At 71.6% G+C, this 24,164-nt stretch carries 23 protein-coding genes and 1 tRNA gene; 7 read left to right on the top strand and 17 right to left on the bottom strand.

The features are described 5' to 3' along the window. Positions 1-106: 106 nt before the first annotated feature. Entirely contained in the window at positions 107-778 is a 672-nt protein-coding gene (locus FLP23_RS10795) for an SIMPL domain-containing protein (protein ID WP_149325868.1), read from the top strand. A 3-nt stretch (positions 779-781) separates the two neighbouring features. Here the strand turns inward: FLP23_RS10795 and smpB are convergent, their stop codons facing one another. The 4 genes from smpB to FLP23_RS12305 form a co-directional block, all read right to left on the bottom strand. Next, the gene (gene smpB / locus FLP23_RS10800; RefSeq protein ID WP_149325869.1) at positions 782-1,258 is read right to left on the bottom strand and encodes an SsrA-binding protein SmpB; all 477 of its coding nucleotides are present in this window, start codon (positions 1,256-1,258) and stop codon (positions 782-784) included. A gap of 146 nt (positions 1,259-1,404) precedes the next feature. Next, the gene (gene ftsX / locus FLP23_RS10805) at positions 1,405-2,319 is read right to left on the bottom strand and encodes a permease-like cell division protein FtsX (protein WP_149325870.1); all 915 of its coding nucleotides are present in this window, start codon (positions 2,317-2,319) and stop codon (positions 1,405-1,407) included. Beyond that, positions 2,316-3,293, bottom strand: a complete 978-nt coding sequence (gene ftsE, locus FLP23_RS10810; protein WP_246139971.1) for a cell division ATP-binding protein FtsE — start codon at positions 3,291-3,293, stop codon at positions 2,316-2,318. Before ftsE ends, ftsX begins: the two co-directional genes overlap by 4 nt. 82 nt (positions 3,294-3,375) lie before the next feature. Then, positions 3,376-3,819, bottom strand: a complete 444-nt coding sequence (locus FLP23_RS12305) for a hypothetical protein (protein ID WP_168200430.1) — start codon at positions 3,817-3,819, stop codon at positions 3,376-3,378. A gap of 129 nt (positions 3,820-3,948) precedes the next feature. Here FLP23_RS12305 and FLP23_RS10820 point away from each other — a divergent pair, with 129 nt between their 5' ends. Together FLP23_RS10820 and FLP23_RS10825 are read left to right on the top strand one after the other, a co-directional pair. Continuing rightward, positions 3,949-7,932, top strand: coding sequence for a Pls/PosA family non-ribosomal peptide synthetase (locus FLP23_RS10820; protein WP_149325871.1), 3,984 nt, complete (start codon positions 3,949-3,951; stop codon positions 7,930-7,932). Then, on the top strand, positions 7,929-9,248 hold the full coding sequence (locus FLP23_RS10825) for a M1 family metallopeptidase (RefSeq protein ID WP_149325872.1): 1,320 nt from the start codon (positions 7,929-7,931) through the stop codon (positions 9,246-9,248). The genes FLP23_RS10820 and FLP23_RS10825 overlap by 4 nt, the downstream gene beginning before the upstream one ends. A gap of 12 nt (positions 9,249-9,260) precedes the next feature. Here the strand turns inward: FLP23_RS10825 and FLP23_RS10830 are convergent, their stop codons facing one another. Beyond that, positions 9,261-9,854: a 4'-phosphopantetheinyl transferase family protein gene (locus FLP23_RS10830; RefSeq protein WP_149325873.1), complete on the bottom strand. Its 594-nt coding sequence runs from the start codon at positions 9,852-9,854 to the stop codon at positions 9,261-9,263. A gap of 59 nt (positions 9,855-9,913) precedes the next feature. Here FLP23_RS10830 and FLP23_RS10835 point away from each other — a divergent pair, with 59 nt between their 5' ends. After that, positions 9,914-10,111 carry a three-helix bundle dimerization domain-containing protein gene (locus tag FLP23_RS10835; RefSeq protein WP_149325874.1) on the top strand — a complete coding sequence of 66 codons (198 nt, stop codon included), beginning with the start codon at positions 9,914-9,916 and terminating at the stop codon, positions 10,109-10,111. 12 nt (positions 10,112-10,123) lie between these two features. Here the strand turns inward: FLP23_RS10835 and prfB are convergent, their stop codons facing one another. Next, positions 10,124-11,230, bottom strand: coding sequence for a peptide chain release factor 2 (gene prfB / locus FLP23_RS10840; protein ID WP_149325875.1), 1,107 nt, complete (start codon positions 11,228-11,230; stop codon positions 10,124-10,126). Positions 11,231-11,266: 36 nt separating this feature from the next. On the opposite strand from prfB, the gene FLP23_RS10845 reads away from it, so the two are divergent. Continuing rightward, entirely contained in the window at positions 11,267-12,496 is a 1,230-nt protein-coding gene (locus FLP23_RS10845) for an MFS transporter (protein WP_149325876.1), read from the top strand. Here FLP23_RS10845 and FLP23_RS10850 read toward each other — a convergent pair. The 10 genes from FLP23_RS10850 to FLP23_RS10890 all read right to left on the bottom strand — a co-directional run bounded on the left by FLP23_RS10850 (position 12,478) and on the right by FLP23_RS10890 (position 21,862). Further along, positions 12,478-15,567 (bottom strand): VWA domain-containing protein, encoded by a 3,090-nt coding sequence (locus FLP23_RS10850; RefSeq protein ID WP_149325877.1) that lies wholly within the window; start codon positions 15,565-15,567, stop codon positions 12,478-12,480. The two genes, FLP23_RS10845 and FLP23_RS10850, sit on opposite strands and share 19 nt — an antisense overlap. Before the next feature lie 93 nt (positions 15,568-15,660). After that, on the bottom strand, positions 15,661-16,122 hold the full coding sequence (locus tag FLP23_RS10855) for a pilus assembly protein TadG-related protein (RefSeq protein ID WP_149325878.1): 462 nt from the start codon (positions 16,120-16,122) through the stop codon (positions 15,661-15,663). Next, on the bottom strand, positions 16,119-16,604 hold the full coding sequence (locus tag FLP23_RS10860; RefSeq protein WP_149325879.1) for a hypothetical protein: 486 nt from the start codon (positions 16,602-16,604) through the stop codon (positions 16,119-16,121). Before FLP23_RS10860 ends, FLP23_RS10855 begins: the two co-directional genes overlap by 4 nt. Continuing rightward, the gene (locus FLP23_RS10865; protein ID WP_149325880.1) at positions 16,579-16,983 is read right to left on the bottom strand and encodes a TadE/TadG family type IV pilus assembly protein; all 405 of its coding nucleotides are present in this window, start codon (positions 16,981-16,983) and stop codon (positions 16,579-16,581) included. Before FLP23_RS10865 ends, FLP23_RS10860 begins: the two co-directional genes overlap by 26 nt. Positions 16,984-16,986: 3 nt before the next feature. Next, positions 16,987-17,154, bottom strand: a complete 168-nt coding sequence (locus FLP23_RS12310) for a hypothetical protein (protein WP_168200431.1) — start codon at positions 17,152-17,154, stop codon at positions 16,987-16,989. A gap of 57 nt (positions 17,155-17,211) precedes the next feature. Continuing rightward, the gene (locus FLP23_RS10870) at positions 17,212-18,075 is read right to left on the bottom strand and encodes an LLM class F420-dependent oxidoreductase (RefSeq protein WP_149325881.1); all 864 of its coding nucleotides are present in this window, start codon (positions 18,073-18,075) and stop codon (positions 17,212-17,214) included. A gap of 76 nt (positions 18,076-18,151) precedes the next feature. Continuing rightward, on the bottom strand, positions 18,152-18,766 hold the full coding sequence (locus tag FLP23_RS10875) for a class I SAM-dependent methyltransferase (protein ID WP_149325882.1): 615 nt from the start codon (positions 18,764-18,766) through the stop codon (positions 18,152-18,154). A 47-nt stretch (positions 18,767-18,813) separates the two neighbouring features. Then, a complete protein-coding gene (locus FLP23_RS10880) occupies positions 18,814-19,761 on the bottom strand; it encodes a type II secretion system F family protein (RefSeq protein ID WP_246139972.1) in 948 nt (315 codons plus the stop codon). Continuing rightward, positions 19,749-20,618, bottom strand: a complete 870-nt coding sequence (locus FLP23_RS10885; RefSeq protein WP_210413856.1) for a type II secretion system F family protein — start codon at positions 20,616-20,618, stop codon at positions 19,749-19,751. Before FLP23_RS10885 ends, FLP23_RS10880 begins: the two co-directional genes overlap by 13 nt. Continuing rightward, positions 20,615-21,862 (bottom strand): TadA family conjugal transfer-associated ATPase, encoded by a 1,248-nt coding sequence (locus FLP23_RS10890; RefSeq protein ID WP_149325883.1) that lies wholly within the window; start codon positions 21,860-21,862, stop codon positions 20,615-20,617. The genes FLP23_RS10885 and FLP23_RS10890 overlap by 4 nt, the downstream gene beginning before the upstream one ends. A gap of 70 nt (positions 21,863-21,932) precedes the next feature. On the opposite strand from FLP23_RS10890, the gene FLP23_RS10895 reads away from it, so the two are divergent. Both FLP23_RS10895 and FLP23_RS10900 read left to right on the top strand, forming a co-directional pair. Then, positions 21,933-22,013 (top strand) — tRNA-Leu (locus tag FLP23_RS10895). A gap of 101 nt (positions 22,014-22,114) precedes the next feature. Beyond that, a complete protein-coding gene (locus FLP23_RS10900) occupies positions 22,115-22,882 on the top strand; it encodes a DedA family protein (protein WP_246139973.1) in 768 nt (255 codons plus the stop codon). A 27-nt stretch (positions 22,883-22,909) separates the two neighbouring features. Here FLP23_RS10900 and FLP23_RS10905 read toward each other — a convergent pair whose 3' ends face one another. After that, positions 22,910-24,160 carry an Nramp family divalent metal transporter gene (locus tag FLP23_RS10905; RefSeq protein WP_149325884.1) on the bottom strand — a complete coding sequence of 417 codons (1,251 nt, stop codon included), beginning with the start codon at positions 24,158-24,160 and terminating at the stop codon, positions 22,910-22,912. Between the last annotated feature and the right edge of the window lie 4 nt (positions 24,161-24,164).

Below are 24,164 nucleotides of genomic sequence, written 5' to 3' on the forward strand. Positions count from 1 at the left end.
GAGAGGTGGGCCGTCATCACGCGCTGTGGAGTTGTCAATCGCGCCCCCAAGAGGTGCGCAGCCCTTCATCATAGCCGACACCGCCGACGCCTGACAGGATGGGCCCATGTCGACCCTCATCACCGTGCAGGGCAGCTTCAGCGCCTGGTACCCCGCAGAGCGCGCCACCGTCCGGATCTCGATCGGATTCGACGGGGCCACGCGCGACACCGTGCTCGGCTCGGCGACCGCCACCGCGAAGACGGTCGTCGACTCGGTGACGGCCATCCATGATCCCGATTCGGGACCCGTCACCTGGTGGTCCTCGGACCGGGTGCGGGTGTGGGCCGACCGCCCGTGGAACAACGAGGGCAAGCAGCTTCCGCTCGTGCACCACGCCACGATCGGGGTGACGGTCAAGTTCAAGGATTTCGACGCGCTCGCGGACTGGCTCATCGAGACCGCGGCCGTCTCCGGGGTTCAGGTGAACGGGATCGAGTGGGCGCTCACCGAGTCGAAGCGCACCTCGGTCACCACGGAGGTGCGCTCACGCGCGGTGAAGGATGCCGCCGACAAGGCGCGCGTGTTCGCGCAGGCGATCGGGCTCGGTCAGCTGACGGCGGTCGCGATCGCCGATCCGGGGATGCTGGGGGTGAGCGGCGTCGCCCCGCTCCCCGCCCCACCCCTGCTGCGCGCCGCGGCGTTCAAGACGGCCGACAACGGCGCCAACGCACTCGATTTCACGCCGGAGGACATCGAGGTGTCGGCCGCCGTCGACGCCCGCTTCGAGGCGAGCTGAGAGCTACTCGCCGAGGTGCCGGCGGCTCGACATCGCGCGATCCGCCTCGCGCTTGTCCTGCCGCTCCCGCAGCGCCTGACGCTTGTCGTACTCGCGCTTGCCCTTGGCGACCGCGAGCTCGACCTTGGCGCGGCCGTCCTTGAAGTAGATCGACAGCGGCACGAGCGTGTAGCCGCCCTCCTTGGTGCGGTGGCTGATCTTGATGATCTGAGCCTTGTGCAGCAGGAGCTTGCGCTTGCGGCGCGGGGCATGGTTGGTCCAGGTGCCCTCGGTGTACTCCGGGATGTGCACGGCGTCGAGCCAGAGCTCCCCGCCGTCGATGTAGGCGTAGCCGTCCACGAGGGAGGCGCGGCCTTGCCGCAGCGACTTCACCTCGGTACCGGAGAGCACGATGCCCGCCTCGTAGGTGTCCTCGATCGTGTAGTCATGGCGCGCCTTGCGGTTGGTCGCCACGACCTTCTCGCCCTGTTCCTTGGGCATCTCGCACCTCCTCAGCACGCCTGGTCCGTCCGCCCGCATCCGCAGGCAGCCGTTCAGTCTATGCGAGTCCGCATAGCGCTGTAGCGCTGGGCCGCGCGCGCCCGGTATCCCCGCAGCGCGAGGCGTAGCGCTGCAGCGTTGTACAGCTACGCCTTGAGGTAGCGGCGGATGGCGACGCTCGCGGAGAGCGCCGCCAGCAGAGCGCCCACGCCGACCAGGATCGGGGCGACGAGCAGCGCGTCCTGGATGCCCACGAAGGAGTAGTCGGTGATGGTCTCGGCGAGGTAGCCGTGCACGAAGAACTGCACGATCGCGATGACCGCCCCGCTCGCCAGCAGCGATCCGATGACGGCCGCGAGCACGCCCTCGAGGATGAACGGTGTCTCGATGAACCGGTTCGACGCCCCGACGAGGCGCATGATCGCGAGCTCGCGTCGCCGCGAGAACGCCGACAGCCGGATCGTGGTCGAGATGAGCAGCACCGCCGCCACGAGCATGAGTGCCGCGATGCCGACGGCCGTGTAGCTCGCCGCGCTCATGACGTCGAAGATCGGCTGCAGCAGGGCGCGCTGATCCCGCACCTCCTCGACCCCCGGCATCCCGGTGACCCCGTCGCTGATCACCTCGGACTGCGCGGGGTCGACGAGCTTCACTCGGAAGTCCGCGCCGAACATGTCGACGGTCGCGATCTCGACGAGCGAGGTGCCCGCGAACTCGTCGAGGAAGTTCTGGAACGCGACCTCCGCATCCTCGAACGTCACCTGTTGCACGTACGGCGCGAGCGCGCCGTTCTCGAGCTTGTCGCGGACCGCGTCGATCTCGTCCTGGGTCGCGGCGGTCTCGGCGCAGTTGGGCTCGGGCGACGAGGCGACGCACATGTAGATGGTCACCTCGGCACGTTCGTACCAGTACCCCTTCATCTGCCCGATCTGCAGCTGCAGCAGGATCGCCGCGCCGAAGAAGGTGAGCGAGATGAACGTCACCAGGATGACCGAGACGACCATCGAGAGGTTGCGACGGAAGCCCTGCCCGACCTCGGAGAGGATGAGTCCGAACCTCATGAGCGACCCTCCGGCTCCACGAGCGGCGGCGGGACGGGCGGAGCGGATGCGGTCGGCGCGACGGCGGGGGGTGCGGTCTGGGTGACCACGGCGGGACGCTCGTACACGGCGCGCAGCGGCGCCGGTGCGGCCGGGGTGGCCGGGGCGACGGGGGGTGCCGCCGCCGCGGGCACGGCCGCGGTTGCCGCCGGGACCGCCGCCCACGAGGGCAGCTCGGCCTCGGCATCCGCATCGAGCGCCTGGGCGAAGAGCGCCTGCTCCTCTTCGCGCTGCCGCTGCACCGGGATCGCCTGCGTCTGGTATCCGCCGGCCCGTTCGTCGCGCACCACCTGGCCGCCGACGAGCTCGATCACGCGACGCTTCATGGTGTCGACGATGCCGGAGTCGTGGGTGGCCATGAGCACAGTCGTGCCGTTGGCGTTGATCGTCGCGAGCAGCGTCATGATGCCGGCGCTCGTCGCCGGGTCGAGGTTGCCGGTCGGCTCGTCGGCGAGCAGGATGGCCGGCTTGTTGACGATCGCGCGCGCGATGGCGACGCGCTGCTGCTCACCGCCGGAGAGCTCGTGCGGGAGGCGCCCCGCCTTGCCCGCGAGGCCCACCATCTTGAGAACGTCGGGCACGGCCTCCTGGATGAAGCCCTTCGACTTGCCGATCACCTGCAGGGTGAAGGCGACGTTGTCGAAGACGGTCTTCGTCGGCAGCAGCCGGAAGTCCTGGAACACGACGCCGAGACTGCGGCGGAAGTACGGCACCTTGCGGTTGGCGAGGGTCGTGAGGTCGTGGCCCAGCACGTGGATCTTGCCCTTGGTGGGCCGCTCCTCCTTGAGGATCAGCCGCAGGAAGCTGGATTTGCCGGAACCGGAGGCGCCGACGAGGAAGACGAACTCCCCCTTGAGCACCTCGAGGCTCACGGAGTTGAGTGCGGGACGCGTCGCACCGGAGTAGGTCTTCGTCACCTGGTCGAATCGGATCATGGCCTTTCGAGCCTAAGCAGGCTCACCAGACTCCCCGGCTGCGACACTCCCCCTGTTCGGGATCAGCCGACCCCGTTCGGGATCAGTCGGCGGCGCGCTCGGCGAGGCGTCGCTGCAGCTCCGCCTTCGACATTCGCGAGTAGTTCGGGATACGCAGGTCGCGGGCGCGCGCCCGAAGCACGGCGTAGGTCTCGTCGGCGGGAGCCGTCGCAGCCGTCGGCTCGACGGCGGGAGGGGCGGTCTCGACCACGTCGGCGACGGCTTGGGCGGCCTTCTTCGCCTGGGCCTTCACCCGGGCGGCGGCCTTCTTCTCGGCCTCCTTGGCCTTCTCCTTGGCCTTCTTGGCCTTCGCCTTCGCCGCGGCGGCAGCCTTCTTCGCCTGCGCCTTGGCCTTCTCCTTGGCCTTGGCGGCCTCCTTCTTGGCCTTCTCCTTCGCCTTGGCGGCGGCCTTCTTCGCCGTGAGCGCGGCGGCTTCGCGCTCCTTCGCCTTCGCGCTCTTCTTCTTGCCGGAATCCTTCGATGCCACGTTGCCTCCTCGGATGTCGAGCCCCGCTCTGGTGCGCCGATCCTAGTGAGGCAAAGTGAACGATGGCGGTTCACTTTGCTCGCGTATCCTGTGGCCCGCATTTTCCCGCGGCACAGACACAAGGCGGACATGGTCGACGAATCGGATGCGCGCGATGAAGCGCCAGGGCTTCTTCTCGCGGGTGGGTCGGCGCCCGAGCCGCGCACCCTGCTCGACATCCTGCGGGCGTCGACGCTCGCCTGGCCCGACGCCTCGGCGCTCGACGACGGCGAGGGCGCGCTCTCGTACCGCGAGCTCATGGCCCGGGTGGTGGCGACCTCGGCACGCCTGCGGATCGCCGGGGTGCGACCGGGCGACCGCGTCGGGGTGCGGATGCCGTCGGGATCGCGCGAGCTGTACATCTCGATCCTCGCGGTGATCGCCGCCGGCGCCGCATACGTGCCGGTCGACGCCGACGATCCCGAGGAGCGCGCGGAGCTCGTGTTCCGCGAGGCCGGGGTGCGCGGGATCATCTCGGGCGCGGGGCGCTACGAGCCGGCGGCGGCCTCCGCCGATGGCGCCGAGCCCGCGGCGGAGGCGGCGACGCTGTTCGCGGGGGCTCCCCCGCACCCGAGCACCTCCTCGACGCCGCTCGTCGAGCCGCCGACGACCGAGCACGACGCCTGGATCATCTTCACCTCCGGCTCCACGGGCACCCCGAAGGGCGTCGCCGTGACCCACCGCTCGGCGGCGGCGTTCGTGGATGCCGAGGCGCGCCTGTTCCTGCAGGGCGAGCCGATCGGTCCGGGTGACCGGGTGCTCGCGGGGCTCTCGGTGGCCTTCGACGCCTCGTGCGAGGAGATGTGGCTCGCCTGGCGCAACGGCGCCTGCCTCGTGCCGGCACCGCGAGCGCTCGTCCGCAGCGGCGTCGACCTCGGTCCGTGGCTCACCGCGCGTGGCATCACGGTCGTCTCGACCGTCCCGACCCTCGCCTCGCTGTGGCCGGCCGAGTCGCTCGAGAACGTGCGGCTGCTGATCTTCGGCGGCGAGGCCTGCCCGCCCGAGCTCGCGGCGCGACTCGCGGTCGACGGGCGCGAGGTGTGGAACACCTACGGTCCCACCGAGGCGACGGTCGTCGCCTGCGCTGCGCTCCTCGACGGCAGCGATCCGGTGCGCATCGGCCTGCCGCTCGACGGCTGGGATCTCGCCGTCGTGGATGCCGAGGGCCGGCCGGTGGCCGACGGTGCGGTCGGTGAGCTCATCATCGGCGGCGTGGGGCTCGCCCGGTACCTGGACCCCGCGAAGGATGCCGAGAAGTACGCCCCCCACGAGGGCCTCGGCTGGGCGCGCGCCTATCGCAGCGGCGACCTCGTGCGCTTCGAGCGTGCGGGACTCGTCTTCCAGGGGCGCGCCGACGACCAGGTGAAGGTGGGCGGACGCCGGATCGAGCTCGGCGAGATCGAGGCTGCCCTGCACCTGCTCCCCGGTGTCGCCGGCGCTGCGGTGGCCGTGCGCGAGACCGCGGCCGGCAACCAGGTGCTCGTCGGCTACCTCGCCGTGCCCGACCCCGCGGGCTTCGATCGGGCCGCCTCGATGACACGACTGCGCGAGGAGCTGCCCGCGGCGCTCGTCCCGCTGCTCGCGGTGCTCGACGAGCTGCCCGTGCGCACCTCGGGCAAGGTCGACCGCGCGGCGCTCCCCTGGCCGCTGCCCGAGGCCACCCCGGAGGAGTCGGACACCGACCCGGGGCTGCGGCGGCTCGCGGAGCGCTGGCAGGCGGTGCTCGGCATCCCGGTCGCCGACCCCGACGACAACTTCTTCGACCTCGGCGGCGGCTCGCTCGCGGCCGCCCAGCTCGTGACGCTCATCCGGGAAGACGATCCCGAGTTCACGGTCGCCGAGATCTACGCCCAGCCGCGACTCGGAGCGATGGCCGACGCGCTCGCGGCGCGCTCGGAGCTTCCGGGGCACGGTCCGAAGAGCTTCCACGAGGTCGCCCCCACCCCGCGCCGGATGCAGCTGGCGCAGACCGTCCTCGGCATCCCGCTGTACATCCTGAGCGGTGTGCGCTGGCTGCTCTACCTGTTCACGGCGAGCGCCATCCTGCAGGGCTTCGGCGGCTTCGCGGTGCTGCCGACCATCCCGCTCGGGGTGCTCATCCCGGGCCTCATCGTGTTCGGGACCCCGATCGGCCGGATGGCCATCGCCGTCGTGTGCGCACGTCTCGTGCTGTGGGGGCTGCGGCCGGGCGACTACCCGCGTGGCGGAGGCGTGCACCTGCGGCTGTGGGTGGCCGAGCAGGCGGCGCAGCTCGTGGGAGCGGTGAGCCTCGCGGGGGCTCCGTGGATCAGCTACTACGCGCGGGCACTCGGGGCGAAGATCGGTCCCGACGTCGACCTGCACACCCTGCCGCCGGTCACCGGCATGCTCACGGTCGGCGCGGGAGCGTCGATCGAGCCGGAAGTGGACCTCTCCGGGTACTGGATCGACGGCGACATCGTCCGGATCGGCGCGATCCGCATCGGCGCGGGCAGCTCGGTCGGGGCACGCAGCACCCTGGCACCCGGAACCCGCATCGGCAAGCGCGCCGAGATCGCGCCCGGCTCGGCGGTGTTCGGTCGGGTGCCCGCCGGGCAGTACTGGGCCGGCTCCCCCGCCCAGCGCGAGGGTTCCGCGCGCGCCTGGTGGCCCCCGGAGCGGCCGGCCGGCGGGCGGCGCTGGGTCGCCGCCTTCGGGGTCTCCTCGGTGCTGCTGTCGCTCATGCCCGTGCTCGCGCTCGCGGCCGGCGGCATCCTCGTGGCGCTCGCCATCCACGGTGCGCCGACGCTCGCCGATGCCGTGCTGCGGGGGTTCCTGGAGCTGTTCCGCGCCACGATCGTGGCGGGCGTGCTGTTCGCGGGCCTCGTGGTGCTGAGCGTTCGGCTGCTGTCGATCGGCGTGGGCGAGGGCACCTTCCCCGTGCGCAGCCGCGTCGGCTGGCAGGTGTGGAGCACCGAGCGCCTCCTCGACCTCTCCCGCACCCTGCTGTTCCCCCTCTATGCCAGCCTGTTCACGCCCATCTGGCTGCGGATGCTCGGCGCCACGGTGGGCCGCGACGTCGAAGCCTCGACCGTGCTGCTGCTGCCCACCATGACGACCATCCGCGACGGCGCTTTCCTCGCCGACGACACCATGGTCGCCGGCTACGAGCTCGGCGGCGGGTGGTTGAGGATCGCGCGCGTCGAGGTGGGCAAGCGCGCGTTCATCGGCAACTCGGGGATGGCGGCCGCGGGCCACGTGGTGCCGAAGGACGGCCTCGTGGCGGTGCTCTCGGCGGCGCCGGTGAAATCGAAAGCCGGTTCGTCGTGGCTCGGCTCCCCGCCCGTGCGTCTGCGGCGCACGATCGCGGCTGCCGACGACAGCCGCACCTTCCATCCGCCCGCCTGGCTGCGCATCGTGCGCGGCCTGTGGGAGCTGTGCCGCATCGTGCCGGTGTTCGTCACCTGCGGCATCGGGTTGGGCGTGCTCTTCGCGCTCGCCGCGCTCGCGAACGCCTGGGGCTCGCTCGTCGCGCTGCTGCTGAGCGGCGTGGTGCTGCTGGTGGCCGGGGCTGTGGGCGCCGGGATCAGCACGGCGGCGAAGTGGGCGTTCGTCGGACGGATCCGCGCCGCCGAGCATCCGCTCTGGTCGTCGTTCGTGTGGCGCAGCGAGGTGGCCGACACCTTCGTGGAGATGGTCGCGGCGCCCTGGTTCGCCCAGCCCGCCGCGGGAACCCCCGCCCTCGTCTGGTGGCTGCGGAGCCTCGGTGCGCGCATCGGACGCGGCGTCTGGTGCGAGAGCTACTGGCTGCCCGAGGCCGACCTCGCGCGGCTCGACGACGGCTCGACCGTCAACCGCGGGTGTGTGGTCCAGACCCATCTGTTCCATGATCGTGTCATGAGCATCGATTCGGTCACGCTCGAGCGTGGTGCCACTCTCGGGCCGCACAGCGTCATCCTCCCCGCGGCGCGGATCGGTGCGCACGGCACCGTCGGGCCCGCCTCGCTCGTGATGCGCGGCGAGCTCGTCCCGGTGGGCAGCCGCTGGAGCGGCAACCCGATCGGGCCGTGGCGCGAGGTGACGACCGCCGACTACCACCTCGCCTCCTCGCGATGACCGCGAAGTCGGTGGGGGCGCCGACCGCGGGCGATGCGTACCTGCCGAACAACGGCAACGGCGGCTACCAGGTGGAGCGCTACGAGCTCGACCTGGACTACCGGGTGCCCACCAACCGGCTGCACGGCGTCGCGACGATCCGGGCGCGCAGCACGCAGCTGCTCGAGCGCTTCAGCCTGGATATCGCGAAGCTGCGGGTGAACAAGGTGCGGATCGAGGGCCAGCGCGGCACGCGATTCACCCAGACGGCGCGCAAGCTCGTCGTGTCGCCCGCCCGGCCCCTCTCGGCGGACGAGGACTTCGTGCTCGTGGTCGACTACGCGGGCTCCCCCGCCCCGATCCGCAGCCGGTGGGGTCTCGTCGGCTGGGAGGAGCTCGGCGACGGGGTGATCGTCGCCTCGCAGCCCTCCGGATCGCCCAGCTGGTTCCCCGTCAACGACCGTGTCGACGACAAGGCGCGGTACAGCATCCGGATCCGCGTCGATCAGGCCTACACGGCGGTCGCGAACGGCGTGCTCGTGGAGCATCGGGTGGCCTCGGGGATCGGGCACTGGCACTACGAGCAGAACGAGCCGACCGCGAGCTACCTCGCGACCATCCAACTCGGGCGCTACCAGCGCCGGGCGGTCGACTGGGCGGGCGTGCCCGGGGTGATCGCATACCCGCGCGCGATCGAGCGGCGTGTGGACGACGACCTCCATGCCGTCGGCGGCATGATGTCGTTCTTCCAGGACCGGTTCGGCCCGTATCCCTTCGCGAGCTACGGGATCGTCGTCACGGCGGACGAGCTGGAGATCCCCCTCGAAGCGCAGGGGCTCGCGGTGTTCGGGGCCAACCACCTCGACGGCCGGGGCGGCTCGGAACGGCTCGTCGCCCACGAGCTCGCCCACCAGTGGTTCGGCAACAGCGTGGGCCTCGCCTCCTGGAAGCACATCTGGCTCAACGAGGGCTTCGCCTGCTACGCCGAGTGGCTGTGGTCGGAGCATTCGGGCGGGATGAGCGCCGACGGCTGGGCGCGGCATCATCGCCGGCTCGTCGCGCTCCAGCCGCGCGACCTCCTCGTGGGCGATCCCGGCCCCGACGCGATGTTCGACGACCGGGTCTACAAGCGCGGCGCCCTCACGCTGCACGCGCTCCGCACCGCCATCGGCGACGAGCCGTTCTTCCGCCTCATCCGCACCTGGACCTCGCGCCGCCGCTTCGCCACGGCCACCACCGACGACTTCCGCGAGCTCGCGACCGAGATCAGCGGGGCGAACCTCGACCGGCTGTTCCGCAGCTGGCTGTTCGAGACCTCGCTCCCGCGGCTGCCGTAGTCCGCGCCGTCGTCACCGGGCGATGGCGACCGACACCTGCAGCGTTGCGGCGAGGTCGGGCTCGTCGAGCAGGTAGCGCGTCGGGCGGTCGGCGATCCGGGCCTCGAGACGCCCGCCGCGCGGTGCGATCTGGACCGCGCGGGGGTCGACGCGCAGCCCGCGACCGTCGGCCTTGAGGACGGCCTCCACGCGCGTCCAGTGCGCGAGCCCCCGTCCCCCGGCGACCTCACGGATCGCGGGGCTGCTGCGGGCGGTCGCCGCGAGCGGCTCGATGTCGACGCCGATGTCGCGGCCCCACGCGGCCACCGCCACGACGCCGACCGCGGAATGGGCGAGACTCACCCGCAGCTCGGATCCCTCGACCACCGGCCGGCCGTGCGGGCCGCCGCAGTCGGGGCACACCGCCGCGAGCGGCACCTCGTGCGGGGCGAGCCCCAGCTGCTCGCCCGCCAGGCGCCGCAGCAGCGCGCGCCCGGCGAGGAACCGCGCACCCGGGGTGAGCGCGGACTCGTCGAATCGGCGCCGCTCGACGGCCGACAGCAACGCGAGCTCGCTCTCCCCCGCGGCCGCGGGATCCAGATCGACCGCCCAGACGTAGGGATCCACCCGGCCAGTCTGGGACATCGAGGGGGCGAGTGTTCACCTCGATGCGCCATGATGCGCACATGGCTACGGCATTCGACCCGGAAGAGGTCGTGGAGCAGGTCACCGGCCGGCTCATCGAGAGGTTCCCCGACGCCGATGCGGCGCAGATCCGGACCATCGTGGCGGAGGAGGTGGGTGCCCTGCAGTCGATGCCGGTCACCGACTACGTCTCGGTGCTGAGCGAGCGGGCGGCGAAGAAGCGCATCAAGGCGCTCTGAGCCCGACCGGCGCTAGTCGACGGGCTTCGACTTGCGCCAGCGGATGCCCGCGGCGATGAAGCCGTCGAGGTCGCCGTCGAACACGACGGCCGGGTTGCCGACCTCGTACCCGGTGCGCAGGTCCTTCACGAGCTGCTGACCGTAGAGGAAGTAGGAGCGCATCTGGTCGCCCCAGCTCGCGGTGATGACGCCCGCCAGCTCCTTCTTCTTGGCCGCCTCCTCCTCCTTCTTGAGCAGCAGGAGACGGGTCTGCAGCACGCGCATGGCGGCCGCGCGGTTCTGGATCTGGCTCTTCTCGTTCTGCATCGACACGACGAGGCCCGTGGGCAGGTGGGTGAGGCGCACGGCGGAGTCGGTGGTGTTGACGCTCTGGCCGCCGGGACCGGATGAGCGGAAGACGTCGACGCGGATGTCGCCCTCCGGGATCTCCACCTCGACGGCCTCCTCCATCACCGGGATCACCTCGACGGCCGCGAAGCTCGTCTGACGCTTGTCGGCAGAGCCGAAGGGGCTGATCCGGGCGAGACGGTGGGTGCCGGCCTCGATCGAGAGGGTGCCGTAGGCGTAGGGGGCGTCGACCTCGAAGGTGGCCGACTTGATGCCGGCGCCTTCCGCATAGGAGGTGTCCATGACCTTGACCGGGTAGTTGTGGCGCTCCGCCCAGCGCAGGTACATGCGCAGCAGCATCTCGGCGAAGTCGGTGGCGTCGTCGCCGCCCGCACCCGAGCGGATCGTCACGACCGCGCTGCGCGAGTCGTATTCGCCGTCGAGCAGGGTCTGCACCTCGAGGTCGCCGATCTGGGACTGCAGGGCCGCGTACTCCTGCTCGGCCTCGGCCGCGACATCCGCGTCCTCGGCCTCGCGCGCGAGCTCGATGAGCACCTCGAGGTCGTCGAGGCGCCGCTCGAAGCCCGTGATGCGGGCGAGCTCCGCCTGGTGGTGGCTCAGCGCGCTCGTGACCTTCTGGGCGGCCTCCGGGTCGTCCCACAGGTCGGGCGCACCGGCCTTCTCGGTGAGGTCGGCGATCTCGGCCTGCAGTCGCTCGACGCCGACGACGGCACGGATGTCGTCGAAGGTGCTGCGAAGGGTGGCGAGCTGGGCGGGGAGGTCATCGAGCATGTCCCGTACAGCCTAACGAGGTAGCGTGAGACAGCCATGACCGCCCCCGCATCCGACGCCCGCTTCCCGTGGCGCCAGGTGGTCGTGGCGGCGTTCCTGCCCACGATCCTGTTCTCGATCGGCGAGGGCGCCATCCTGCCGATCATCCCGATCGTCGCGCACCAGCAGGGCGCGGGACTCGCCGGCGCGGGCCTCATCGCGGCCATGATCGTGATCGGCGAGCTCATCGGCGACATCCCGGCCGGCGCGCTCGTGGCGCGGATCGGCGAGCGTTCGGCGATGATCGGCGCCTCGGCGCTGTCGATGATCGGCGTGCTCGCCGCGGTGCTCGCGCCGAACCCGTGGGTGCTGGGCATCGGGATCCTGCTCATCGGCGTCGCGACCGCCGTCTTCGCGCTCGCCCGGCACGCCTTCATGACGAGCTTCGTGCCGCCCGTCTACCGCGCCCGCGCGCTGTCGACCCTCGGCGGCACCTTCCGGCTCGGCTACCTGATCGGGCCGTTCATCACAGCCGCCGTCATCCAGGCGACCGGGGTGGCGGTGTACGCGTTCTGGATCCACCTCGTGGCCTGCCTCGCGGCGATCATCGTGCTCATCGTGCTGCACGATCCGGCGGACATCGTCAGCCAGCGTCCGCGCGCGGGCGAGCTGGAGGCGATCGAGGAGGGGCGCGGGCTGTTCCGCACGATCGTCGCGAACCGCGGGGTGCTGTTCACCCTCGGCACCGGCTCGGCGCTCGTGGCGGCGCTGCGCTCGAGTCGCCAGGTGATCCTGCCGCTCTGGGCGGTCTCGATCGGCATCCCGGAGGCGAGGACCGCCCTCATCATCGGCGCTGCGGCGGCGCTCGACTTCGCGCTGTTCTACGCGGGCGGCTGGATCATGGACCGCTTCGGCAGGTTGTGGACCGCGGTGCCGTCGATGATCGGCCTCGGTGCCGCCCACCTCATCCTGGGGTTCACGCATGACGTGCCGAACGCCGAGACCTGGTTCATCGTCGTCGCGGGGCTGCTGTCGCTCTCGAACGGGATCGGCGCGGGCATCCTCATGACGCTCGGCGCCGACCTCGCCGACCCCGCGCATCCGGCGCAGTTCCTCGGGGCGTGGCGCTTCACGAACGACACGGGGGCGGCCGTCGCGCCGCTCATCATCGCGGGCGTCACCGCGGTCGCCGGGCTGCCGGTCGCGGCCGCCGCGATGGGGGTGCTGGGCCTCATCGGCGCGGCCGACCTGCGCATCTTCGTGCCGCGCTACTCGAAACGCCGCTGACGGCGGCGCCCGATCGCGAGACCGGCTGCGCCGAGCAGCAGAAGGAGCAGTCCGGCGGGGAGCAGCCAGGCGGGCGTCGAGACCCCCGTCGCCGCGATCGCGGCGCGCCCGTTGTGGGCGACACACGCCACCTCGGCGCCCGGCAGCAGCACGAAGTCGCTGGGGTCGACCGCGACCCCGCCCGCCTCGCAGCTGAGCGAGGTGAGCAGATAGCCGGGCGCATCGGTCTCGAACAGGCGATAGTGCTGTCCGGGTACCAGGCTCTGCTCCTCGCCCGGGGCGAAGATGTGCACCGTCGCCTGCGCCTCCGGGACCAGAAGCGGCGGGATCCAGGCGGCTCCGAAGCGGAAGTCGTCCGGATCCGCGGAGCCGTCGTCCACGATCTTCGCCACCGTCATGAACGCGGTCGTGTTGCGCGCCGTGCACTCGTAGTGCATCCCGAGCGGCACGATGATCGCGCCCTCCGCCGAGAGCGAGAAGTCGCGCGAGGTGGTGCCCGCGGGGCCGCAGTCCCACGACCCGCTCGAGCTCGGATAGACGAGCGGGATGCTCCGGATGTCGTGCTGCTGATAGTGGTAGGTCTCGTGCTCGGGTGAATCGGGTGCGGCCGCGGCCGGCCGGTCTTCGCGCAGGCTGTACGGCGCGTCCGGCACCACCTCGGAGGTCACCCCCGTCAGCCCGCTGAACTGCTCGAGCGGCAGCACGCCGACCGACGGCGTCGCGATGGCGTTCAGGGTCCAGAGGTTCTCCCCCGCGGGGGTGTCGAGCACACCGTTCGTGACGTCCTTGATGAGGGTCAGCGTGCTCGCGCAACTGACGACGTTCGTGATCGTCCATTCGTTGACGCCCGCGACGAGCGGATGCACGACACCCGGGTCGACCGGGTCGGTGCCCGGCGGACCCGCGGGCCCCGGACGGATGTTCCGGTCGGTGATCGTGCATCCCGGCATGCCCTCGATCGTCGCCTGCTCGTCGATGCGGACGCTGTTCGCCGGGCTCTCGGCCGCGGGGGTCACGAGGTTGTATCCCGTGCGCTCCACGCTCCACTGCTGCGGCGTGAGGGTGTCGGCGTCGGGACCGGTGATCTCGAGCGCCGCCGACATCCCGGAGGGTTGCGCGCCGTCGGGCAACGAGGAGACGCCGACCGCGCTGTGCAGCTCCCACATCTTGTGCACCACGACCGAAGCGGGCACGCTGCGGGGCGGCTCCTGGTTGTACACGGTGCAGCTCACGATCTGCTGCGCCCCGATGCTCACCGAGAACGCCGTGTTCGGCTCACCCGCGTCGGGGGTCGCCGTGATCGGCACATCCGCCCCGGTCGACCGCTCGACGCAACGGGTCTGAGCGGGGAGCGGGGTGAAGGTCGAGTGCGGTGCCGTCGCGTTCTGCTCCTCGACGCGGATCTGACCGACCAGGTCCGTCGCCTCCGACCCGAACGACAGGTCGAACGAGAGCGCCCCGGTGCCGAGATCGGTCTGCTCGACGGGGTTCGCGATCGCGACGGGCGTGGCCCCGATCGACGAGCCCTCGAAGGTCCACGCGTCGCCGGGCAGGTAGGCGTTGGTGATGTTCCCGTCCCCGTCGAATTGGGGGCCGGTCGCAGGAACGATGCGCTTGATGACGGAGAGCGACGGTGCGCAGCTGGCGAGCACGACATCCCGCAGCGCGTTCCCGGCGGCGACATAGTCGCTCGTCTGCAGGTAGTCCGCCTCGAGGAAGTTCGCCCCGCCGAAGGCGTCGCGACCCGACACGGTCCGAAGGTTCGCGGCCGCGCCGGTTCCCGCCACGCCGGCCCCCACACCCACCGCGAGGATCCGCGTGCCCTGCTCCTTCAGCAGATTCGCCGAACCGAGTCCCGCGCTGAGCTCCCGGAACCGGGTGTAGCCGCTCGTGGTGTCCTTGAGCGCGGAGTTCGGGTTGTTCGGGTTCACGAGCGGCGAGCGCCCGTACACGGTGGGGTTCCCGTCGGTGAGGAACACGGCGAGATCAACGTGCGTGGGCGAGCCGGGGGGACCGTTGGCGTCGGCTGCGGCGGCGAACCCGCGATCCCAGTTGGTGTAGTTGGTGGGCCATCCGGCGGTCGTCCAACCCGCGTAGCGGTTCTTGAACGCGGTGGCCTCGCCCGTGGTCGCCACCGAGACGAGCGGGCTGTTCGCCCCGAACATGGTGCCGTATGCGGGCGAATCGGTGCCGAAGGTGTAGAGCGCCACGCGCGAGGGCGTGCCCCGGAGCGCGTCGACGAAGGCGTCCATCGCCCCCTTCAGCCGACCGACGGGGTCCGGATTGCCCGCGCTCGTCGTCGCGACCGAGCTCGAGACGTCGACGATGAAGGCCACGTCGAGCCCGCACTGGTCGATCATGTCGAGGTTGAACCGCGAGAAGGCGACCACGCCGCTCGAGGCGATGCGTCGCGTGTAGTTCGGTGCGGTGTTCTGCGGCGCCGTCTGCAGCCCGGGCGAGCTGATCCAGTCGTCGCCGGAGAGATAGCTGGTGTTGGCGACGAGGCGCGGACTCTGCCACACGTGACGCAGTTCGATGAGCGGGTCACCGCCGCTCGGACTGAGCGGACCGGTCTGCCAGAACGGGTTCGCGTAGTAGCCGTTCGGCGCCGCGAGGCTCGCCAGGTAGAGCCGCGTCCCCTCGGGAACGCCCTGGCCCTGCCCCGGGGCGAGGTTCATGTACGGCGCGGTCTGCGTCGCCCCGACGGTCGCGACGCCGCTGCGGATCGGCACCTGGAACACGCAGTCGCCATCCAGGTCGGAGACGCACACGAAGAACAGCTGGTGGGTGGCATCCGGCGTCGCGAAGCCGTTGACCGCGTCGATCCGGGCGGAAGGCTCGACCAGGAAGAGGCCGAGAGTGACGCCCGCGAGGGGCGCCAGGGTCGTGTCGCTGTCACGGTAGTCGGCGACGCTCACCTGCAGCATCGCCATCCCCGGCTCGGGCGCGGGGATGGCGGCCCGACTGGGTGCCGTCGCGGCGGGGAGCGCAGCGACGACGACTCCTGCGGCGAGGGCGGCCAGCGCGGCGAGACCACGGCGAACGACGCCCTCGCGCCGGTGAGATCTCATGAACGCTGCACCTCCCACGAATCCGGCAAACCACGAGACGAACTCACGACGACGGGAGAATTCTCCCTACTGTCCCTCGAATAGGTGACGGCGTCAACCGAATACCGAGCGGGCGGTGGCCGTGGCGTCGATCCGGATGCCGTCCGGAACGAACACCGTCACGACGGGGGGACGCCACGTGGACGACACGGTCACGGTCGCGCTGCGACCGTCGGGGGTGAAGGCGGCGTCGACCGCGAGCTCCTCGAACTCGGGCGTCGGGTTGCCGTCCAGGTAGGCCGCGACGGCGGCGGAGACCTCCTCGTCGGTGAGCAGCGGTCGCGGACCCGAGGGGGTGAGCGCGACCGCATCCAGCTCGAAGGCTTCGGCGCCCACGAGCGCGGCGCCGTCGGCGAGGGTGAAGAGACGCTTCTTCTCGAGGTAGAGCGAGGTCGCGGCCGTGACGACGAGCACCACGGCGAGGGCCAAGAAGCCGAAGAAGATCGTCAGCGGCAGGATCGATCCCTCGTCCCCGGCGAACGCCGCGCGCCGCCGCCGGAGCGCCTGCCCTGTCACGACCCCGCCCGGAAACGCGACACCTGCTCGGTCGCGATCGCCCGCACCGGGACCCCGACGGGCACATCGAGGCCGAGCACGGGCGGGGCGAGCGGCAGGGGCACCACCGTCACGAGCTCGACCGTGACGTACCCGCGCCGAGCCAGGCAGTCGTCGGGGACCGGGCGACAACTGATCGCGACCGTCGCCGCATCCGCGTCGATCCCGTAGTCGGCGAGCGTCACCCGGATCGCGCGCTCGGCTGCCGCCTGCGCCTCGGGGAGCGTCCCGGCCTGCACGAACACCCGGGTGGCCTGCCGTGCGGCACCCTCGACGCCGAGTGAGGCCGCCTGCAACGCCGAGACGGTGAGCACGAGGTACACGAGCGGCACGAGCAGCAGCAGCCCGGTGGTGATGAACTCGAGCGACGCCGAACCCTCCTCGCCGCGCGCCCGCTCGGCGAGGGGGTGCAGCCGCTCAGTCCAGCGTCTCGCGCGCCGCATGGCCCTCCACCTCCAGAGCACGATCCGCGCCGAGCAGGCCGACGAGCGGCAGGGTGGTGCGCACGGTGACGATCACGGCGGGCGCCCCCATCCACGAGCCCGCGCGCACCTCGATCTCGCGCGCGTAGTCGGGGCCGATCGCGGTGCTGATGAGTTCGGCCGTGCGCGGCCCCGCGTCCGCGGGGGTGTTGTCGGCGAGCGCCCCGAACCGCGCACCCTCGGCCGCCGCGTCGAGCACGGTGTTGCGGATGTGCAGCGCGAGGGCGAGCTGCAGCACCGCGAGGGTGAGGAAGGTGAGCAGCACCCCCACGAGCACGAACTCGACGGGGGCGGATCCGGTGTCGTCCCGGAGCGCGGCCCGGAGGCGCCCGGCGACCATCGCTCAGATCCCCGAGACCTTGTCGATCGCGTTCTCGAAGATCTCGCTGAGCGCGGGGCCGGCGAGCGCCCAGATGAGGATCACCAACGCGCACGTCATCAAGGTGATGAGCACCCAGCCGGGCACATCTCCGGCCTCGTCGCGGTGCAGCCGGTTCAGGAGTCGACGCATGCCGCCAGTTTGCGGCGGGCGCGTCTCGGGCGTCGCCGGTTGTCCACAGGCGCGGGTTCAGCCGATCGCGGCGGCCCGCCCGAGCAGGGAGTCGCCGAACTCGCTCACGAACGCGGCGGGCGCCGCGGGGGCGCGGAACGACACGAGCGACACCCCGAGCGCCGCCCAGACCTCGAGGCGCCGGAGGAAGGCGTCGGGGTCCGCCGTCTCCTCTGCACCGGCGAGCACCGTGATCCGGATGTCGGAGAGCGCCCGGCCTTCACGCACGCAGTGCTCGCGCAGCACGTCGATCTTGTGGGCGAGCTCCTCGTCGTTCGGGGCGAAGAGGTTGCAGGCGTCCGCATACTTCGCGACGAGCCGCAGCGTCTTGCGCTCGCCGCCGCCACCGATGAGGATCGGCGGACGACGGATCGGCTGCGGCGAGTTGAGGGTTTCCTCGAGCTGGAAATGCTTCCCGTGGTAGGGAGCCACCTCGTCGCCCCACATCTGCAGGCAGAGCTGCAGTGCCTCCTCGAGCCGCTCGAAGCGCTCCGAGATCGCCGGATACGGCACGCCGAGCCCCAGGTGCTCGCGCTCGTACCAGGCGGCGCCGATGCCGAGCCAGGCGCGCCCGCCCGAGAGCACGTCGAGAGTCGTGACCGTCTTCGCGAGCAGCGCCGGGTAGCGGTAGGTGACGCCCGTCACGAGGGTCGCGAGCTGAATGCGCTCCGTGAGCGCGGCGACGTAGCCGAGCGTCGTGTACGCCTCGAGCATGGGCTCCTCGGCGGGCTTCACGCGATCCATCTGGAACCAGTGGTCCATCACGGTGAACAGCTCGAACCCGGCCTGATCAGCCGCACGAGCGGTCGCGGCGAGTTCGGGCTGAATGGTGGGGGTGCCGCCCGGGAAGGTGTAGTTCCAGAAGTGGATGCCGAACTTCACGAGTGCTCCCTCCGCGGCGCACGCGCGCCCCTCGTCAGTATGCGCCCGCTCGCGGCGCCGGCGCCGGGCGTCGACGTCATCTCGCCTGCTCGATCTCGGGGCGGTGCCAGGTGAGGGCGTAGCGCCACAGCGCGAACCGTTGCCACCGCGCCCCCGGCAGGAGCGCCGCCGCGGTCTGGCGCACCTCCGAATAGGAGTGCGGCGGGGGCCACGAGGTGGGAGCGGTGTGCTCCCAGTAGTTGCGCGTGCGTGAGTACCACTGGTGCTGGACGACGCCGAGAAGCGACCGGGCGCGGTCGCCGGCTGTCGAGTCCCGGGCGAGGCCGACGATGACGAGCACGCCACCGGGCGACGTGAGCTCGGCGAGTCGCCGAAGCGCCGCTTCCAGCTCCGGGAGGTGGTGCAGGGTCGCGACCGATGCCACGACATCGAAGGTGCGGCCGAAGTCGTGTGTCATGACGTCGTCCAGAATCCATGCGATGCCCGTGTGTTCGGCAGCAGCCGAGTCGAGTACGTCTGCATCGACGTCGATCCCGGTGACATCGGCGAGGGTGCCGCGCAGCCCAGCCGCGAGCATGCCGTTGCCGGTACCCACGTCGAGTGCCGAACGGGCGTCTCGCGGGATCGCCTGGAGGACCACACGGTGGTAGTGGAGGTTGTGATTCCACCGCGGCGCGCTGCGTCGTTCCATTCGACGATTCTGGCGGGCACCAGGCCTCGACCCGGCACGCAGAGCCGTCAAAAGCCCAGCTCGAGCACCAGGGTCGCGGGGAACAGGGCGAAGACGATCGTCACGGGGAGGATCAGCATGACCAGCGGCACCAGCATCGCCACCTCCTTGCGACCGGCCGACTCGAGCAGGGTGCGCTTCGCGTCCTCGCGGGCATCCTGCGCCTGGGCGCGCAGCACCTCGACGAGCGGGCTGCCGCGATCGAGCGCGGCGATCAGCTGCTCCGCGGTCCGGGTGAAGGGGGGCAGCCCGAGGGCCGCGGAACAGCGCCCGAGCGCCTCACCGAGCGGCACCCCCACCTCGACGTCGGCGACAACGCTCCGCAGCTCTCCGGCCAGCTCGCCCGTACCGACGCGCGCAACGCGGCGCAGGGCGTCGCGCACCGTCTCGCCGGCCGAGAGCGCGAGGCTCAGGAACTCGAGCGTCGTGGGCAGCTCTGCCGCGATGCGCGCCACCCGGGCGCGAGCGCGCCGCGCGAGCAGCTGTTCCGGGAGCAGCAACCCGGATGCCGTCGACACGACGGCCAGCAGCACGCCGACGACCGGCGACACCGCGACGGAGTGCGCGAGCAGGATAGCCGCGGCGATCCCCGCAGCGGCGGCACCTGCGGCCCACAGCAGCTGTCGCGAGCGGAACCCGGCGACCGTCGTGGCGGAGCCCGCCTGTCGTAGGCGGCGTGCGATCGCCGCATCTCCGCCCAGCAGGTTCGCGAGCGAGCGCCGCCCGCGTTCGAGGAGCGGCTCGACGATCCCCCACAGCACGGATGCCGGCTCTCCCGTCGCGCGGGAACGCACCGCGCGCGCCTCGGCCGACACGTCGAACAGGTAGGGCGCCACTCGGTCCGCGAGCCGACCCGCGCCGAGCCGCGGCAGCAGCGCCACGAGCGACCACAACCCGAGCCCCAGGGCGAGCCCGAGCACGATCGCCCACGACAGCGTCGAGTTCACGCGAACCACCGCCGCTCCTCGGGCAACCGCCCCAGCGCGAGCATCACCCGGTAGGCGACGACGGTCACCACGAGCCCGACCGCGAGCACGGCGACCCCGAGCGGCGAGTTGTAGGCGCGCACCGCCTCAGGTCGCGCCGCGAGCAGAACGAGCACGATCCACGGGGCCGCAACACCCAGGCGGGCGGCGCTCACCACCCAGGTCTGCCGCGCCTCGACCTCGGAGCGGATGGCGGCATCCGCCCGCAGATGCGCGGCGAGGGCGCGCAGCACGGCCGGGAGTTCGGTGCCGCCCACCTCGCGGGCCACGCGCACCGTCTCGATGACCCGGTCGGCGACCGGATCCGCGAGGTGCTCCTTGAGGTCGTCGAGCGCGTAGCCGAGCTGACCGGTGACCCGGTAGTCGTCGGCGAGTTGGACGAACGCGGGTCGGAGCAGCACGGGTCCGGTCTCCCCGAGCGCCGCGAGCGCTTCTCCGAGGGGAAGCCCGGAGCGCAATCCCGCCACGAGGTGATCGAGCGCGTCGGGCCAGACGGCGCGCGTCGCACGACGACGCGATCTGGCCCGCGCCGAGACGACCAGCAGCGGAATCGCGGCCGCGGCGAGCCCCGCCGCGACGGCGAGCGCGACCACGGGAAGCAACCCCAGCACGAGCACCGCGGCAGCCGCCCCGAGCACGAGACTCACGGCGATGAGGGCGCCCGGCGTGGTGCGCACGAGTCCCGCCTGCACGAGCAGCTCGCGAAGCCGCGCCCCGCCGTTGCGGCGGCGCGGCTGCCGCGACGGCTCCACCGTCGGCCACAGCCACGGCGACGCCACGAGCAGCAACCCGACCCCGAGTGCGAGTCCCCAGACGATGCCGGTCACGCCAGAGCCTCGCCGAACTCGGGTGCCGTGAGGATCGCGACGGGGTCGATGCCCGCGCGTTGGAACCCCGCGAGCCGCGGCGGCGGTGCGCCGGTCGCACGCAGACGACCGTCGCGTCGCTCGAAGAGGGTCACCGCCGCCACCTCGCCCGCCTCGACCCGACCGGTCGGAGCGACGATCTCGGTGATGTGCCGCCGGCCGTCGCGCTGCAGTTCGGCGTGCACCACGAGGTCGATCGATCCGGAGACCGTCGGCGCGACGAACCCGACGTCGATGTTGCGCCCTGCGAGCAGCGGCAGCGTGCACAGCTTCACGAGCGCCTCGCGTGCGCTGTTCGCGTGCAGGCTCGACATCCCCGGGATGCCGGAGTTCAGCGCGATGAGCAGGTCGAGCGCCTCCGCTTCGCGCACCTCCCCCACGACGAGCCGGTCGGGCCGCATCCGCAGTGCCTCCTTGATGAGTCGGCGGAGAGTGATCTCGCCCGTTCCCTCCAAGCTTGGCTGCCGACACTGCATGGCGACGTGGTCGACGCCGGCGACGGAGAGTTCGAAGGTCTCCTCGACCGTCACGACCCGCTCCTCGGGCCGACACGACGCCAGCAGCGCCCCGAGCAGTGTCGTCTTGCCGCTGTGCGTCGCGCCCGTGACGAGGATGCTGTGGCCGCTGCGCACCGCGACGTGCAGGAACCCCGCCGCCTGGCTCGTCAGTGTGCCGAGTCGAACGAGGTCGACGAGGCTGCGCATGCCGCTGCGGAAGCGGCGGATGTTGATCGAGACGTGCTGACGGGTGACGTCCGGGATCACCGCGTGCAGCCGGGATCCGTCGGACAGCGAGGCGTCGACGAATGGCGACGACAGGTCGACGCGGCGGCCGGTCTGGTGCAGCATCCGCTCGAGCAGCTCGCGCACCTCGACCGCCGTCAGCTCGATCGGCAGCCGTTCCGAGATGCCGTTGCGTGCCGCGAAGATCAGGTGAGGGGCGTCGATCCAGAGTTCCTCGACCTCGGGGTCGTCGAGGTACGGCTGCAGCGGGCCGAGACCGGTAAGCGCCGCGACCACCTGCCGGGTGACCGCCGCCTCGTCGGCGAGGAGCGGAACCGACCCGCCGAGCGCCAGCTCCGCGTAGCGCTGCACCTCGTCGCGCACGAGCCGGTCGGCGAGCGCCCGATCGCCGCGCAGATCGACGCCCTCACGCCGCACGCGCTCGCGCACCTGCTCGGCGATGACTCCGACCGCGCTCGTCATCCGGTCATGATGCCTGGACGCCCGCGGCGCCCGCCGTCGTTGTCCACAGCCGCCATAGACTGATTCGGCCGCGGGAGTGGTGAAACGGTAGACACGCAGGATTTAGGTTCCTGTGCCTTCGGGCATGCGGGTTCGAGCCCCGCCTCCCGCACGGATCCGGGGGTCAACCCACAGGTTCCGGGGCGGCGGCTGCCGGTACGCTGAACCAAACCCCGCCGATCGCTGCGCGACCGACGTACAGGAGAACCCCGCGTGCCCTTCTCGCTTGCCGCCCTCACGCTGATCGCCGCCGCGCCGACCGGCCTCATCCCGTGGCTCGACCCGCACGCGATCATCGTGAGCGCCGGCCCCTGGGCGCTGCTCGTGGTGTGCCTCATCGTGTTCGCCGAGACCGGGCTGCTCGTGGGCTTCATCCTCCCCGGCGACACCCTGCTCATCATCACGGGCCTGCTGACGTTCACCGGCACCATGACGGCGAGCGGCACCGGCATCCAGATCCCCATCTGGTGGGTGTGCCTCGCGATCGCGTTGGCCGCGTTCCTCGGCGGCGAGGCGGGCTACCTGATCGGCCACAAGGCGGGACCGCGCATCTTCGAGCGCAAAGACAGCGGCCTGTTCTCGAAGGAGAACGTGCTGCGCACCAACAAGTTCCTGGAGCGCTGGGGCGCGATCGCGATCGTCCTCGCCCGCTTCGTGCCCATCGTGCGCACCTTCGCGCCGGTCGCCGCCGGCGTCGGACACATGAACTACCGCAAGTACTCGCTCTACAACGCCGTCGGCGCGTTCATCTGGGGCGCCGGGCTCACCTTCGCGGGCTTCCTGCTGGGCTACTTCGAGCCGATCGCGGACTTCGTGGTCGAGTACATCGACATCATCCTGCTGGCGGCGATCGCGCTCGCGGTGATCCCCACCGTCTTCCATTACGTGCAGTCGGTGCTCAAGGCGCGGAAGGCACGGCGCCTCGGCGAGGCCCCGCTCACCGACGAGCAGATCGTGCTCGACCCCGAGGTGCTCGACTGATCCGGAGCCTCACGGTTCCGAAGCGACTCAGACACCCGTCGCGACGAGCACGAGCAGCGTCACGTTCAGGGCGATGAGCAGCGCCGCCGCGAGCGAGGCGAGCACCGTCGTCGCAGGCCGGTTGACGGCATCCCCCATGAGATCGCGCCGCGTCGTGAGCCGCACGAGGGGCACGAGCGCGAACGGGATGCCGAACGACAGCACCACCTGGCTCAGCACGAGCGCGAGGGTCGGCGGCGCACCCGCGAACAGGATGGCGAGCGCCGGCACGAGCGTCACCAGCCGTCGCGCAATGAGCGGGATGCGCACCCACAGCAGGCCCTGCATGATCTCGGCGCCCGCGTAGGCGCCCACCGAGGTGGAGGCGAGCCCGGAGGCGAGCAGCCCGACCGCGAAGAGCGTGGCGACCACCGATCCGAGCGCTGCACCGATGGCCGCATGGGCGCCCTCGAGCGTGTCGGTGCCGGCGACGCCCGCGAGGGTCGCCGCCGCGAGCAGCAGGATCACCAGATTGACGGTGCCCGCGATGGCGAGCGCGATCGTCACATCGATGCGGGTCGCGCGCAGCACGAGCCGGCGCTCGGGGCCCTCCGCGACCCGCCCGAAACGGTCGCGGGTGAGCGCCGAATGCGCGTAGATCGCGTGCGGCATGACCGTGGCGCCGAGAATGGATGCCGCGAGCAGCACCGAGCCGGCATCCGTGAATCGCGGCACGAGTCCGCCCACCGCGCCCGCAGCATCCACCGGCGCGACGACGAGTCCCGCGCAGAAGCCGATCGCGATGACCGCGACGAGCCCGACCACCACGCGTTCGAAGCTGCGCGGACCCCGGCGGCTGTGCAGGGCGAGCAGGCCCAGCGACACGGCGCCCGTGATCACCCCGCCGAGCGGCAGCGGCAGCCCGAACAGCAGCTGGAGGGCGATCGCGCCGCCGATCACCTCGGCGATGTCGGTCGCCATCGCCACGAGCTCGGCCTGCACCCAGTAGGCGTAGCGGGCCGGGCGGCTCCGGATGCGGATGCCGAGCAGCGCGGGAAGGCTCTGCCCGGTGGCGATGCCGAGCTTCGCCGAAAGGTACTGGATGAGCCACGCCATCGCGTTGGCGAGCACGACCACCCACACCAGCAGGTAGCCGTAGGCGGCGCCCGCGCTCGCGTTGCTCGCCACGTTGCCGGGGTCGAGGTAGGCGACCCCCGCGACCATCGCGGGGCCGAGAGCACCCCAGACGCCTCGCGTGGTCGGGCGGGACGGGGGTGCCGGCAGCGGCGGATGCAGCATGGAC

The sequence above is a fragment of the Protaetiibacter larvae genome (genome assembly GCF_008365275.1).
Lineage (GTDB): Bacteria > Actinomycetota > Actinomycetes > Actinomycetales > Microbacteriaceae > Homoserinibacter > Homoserinibacter larvae.

Bases quoted from the DNA above. Each gene is read 5' to 3' on its own strand.
- FLP23_RS10860 (WP_149325879.1), bottom strand. From the start codon at position 16,604: ATGCGGCGCGCGAGACGCTGGACTGAGCGGCTGCACCCCCTCGCCGAG.
- FLP23_RS10845 (WP_149325876.1), top strand. From the start codon at position 11,267: ATGACCGCCCCCGCATCCGACGCCCGCTTCCCGTGGCGCCAGGTGGTC.
- FLP23_RS10905 (WP_149325884.1), bottom strand. From the start codon at position 24,160: ATGCTGCATCCGCCGCTGCCGGCACCCCCGTCCCGCCCGACCACGCGA.
- smpB (WP_149325869.1), bottom strand. From the start codon at position 1,258: ATGCCCAAGGAACAGGGCGAGAAGGTCGTGGCGACCAACCGCAAGGCG.
- FLP23_RS10820 (WP_149325871.1), top strand. From the start codon at position 3,949: ATGGTCGACGAATCGGATGCGCGCGATGAAGCGCCAGGGCTTCTTCTC.
- FLP23_RS10865 (WP_149325880.1), bottom strand. From the start codon at position 16,983: ATGGTCGCCGGGCGCCTCCGGGCCGCGCTCCGGGACGACACCGGATCC.
- FLP23_RS10850 (WP_149325877.1), bottom strand. From the start codon at position 15,567: ATGAGATCTCACCGGCGCGAGGGCGTCGTTCGCCGTGGTCTCGCCGCG.
- FLP23_RS12310 (WP_168200431.1), bottom strand. From the start codon at position 17,154: ATGCGTCGACTCCTGAACCGGCTGCACCGCGACGAGGCCGGAGATGTG.
- FLP23_RS10825 (WP_149325872.1), top strand. From the start codon at position 7,929: ATGACCGCGAAGTCGGTGGGGGCGCCGACCGCGGGCGATGCGTACCTG.
- FLP23_RS10875 (WP_149325882.1), bottom strand. From the start codon at position 18,766: ATGGAACGACGCAGCGCGCCGCGGTGGAATCACAACCTCCACTACCAC.
- FLP23_RS10835 (WP_149325874.1), top strand. From the start codon at position 9,914: ATGGCTACGGCATTCGACCCGGAAGAGGTCGTGGAGCAGGTCACCGGC.
- FLP23_RS10795 (WP_149325868.1), top strand. From the start codon at position 107: ATGTCGACCCTCATCACCGTGCAGGGCAGCTTCAGCGCCTGGTACCCC.
- ftsE (WP_246139971.1), bottom strand. From the start codon at position 3,293: ATGATCCGATTCGACCAGGTGACGAAGACCTACTCCGGTGCGACGCGT.
- prfB (WP_149325875.1), bottom strand. From the start codon at position 11,230: ATGCTCGATGACCTCCCCGCCCAGCTCGCCACCCTTCGCAGCACCTTC.
- ftsX (WP_149325870.1), bottom strand. From the start codon at position 2,319: ATGAGGTTCGGACTCATCCTCTCCGAGGTCGGGCAGGGCTTCCGTCGC.
- FLP23_RS10890 (WP_149325883.1), bottom strand. From the start codon at position 21,862: ATGACGAGCGCGGTCGGAGTCATCGCCGAGCAGGTGCGCGAGCGCGTG.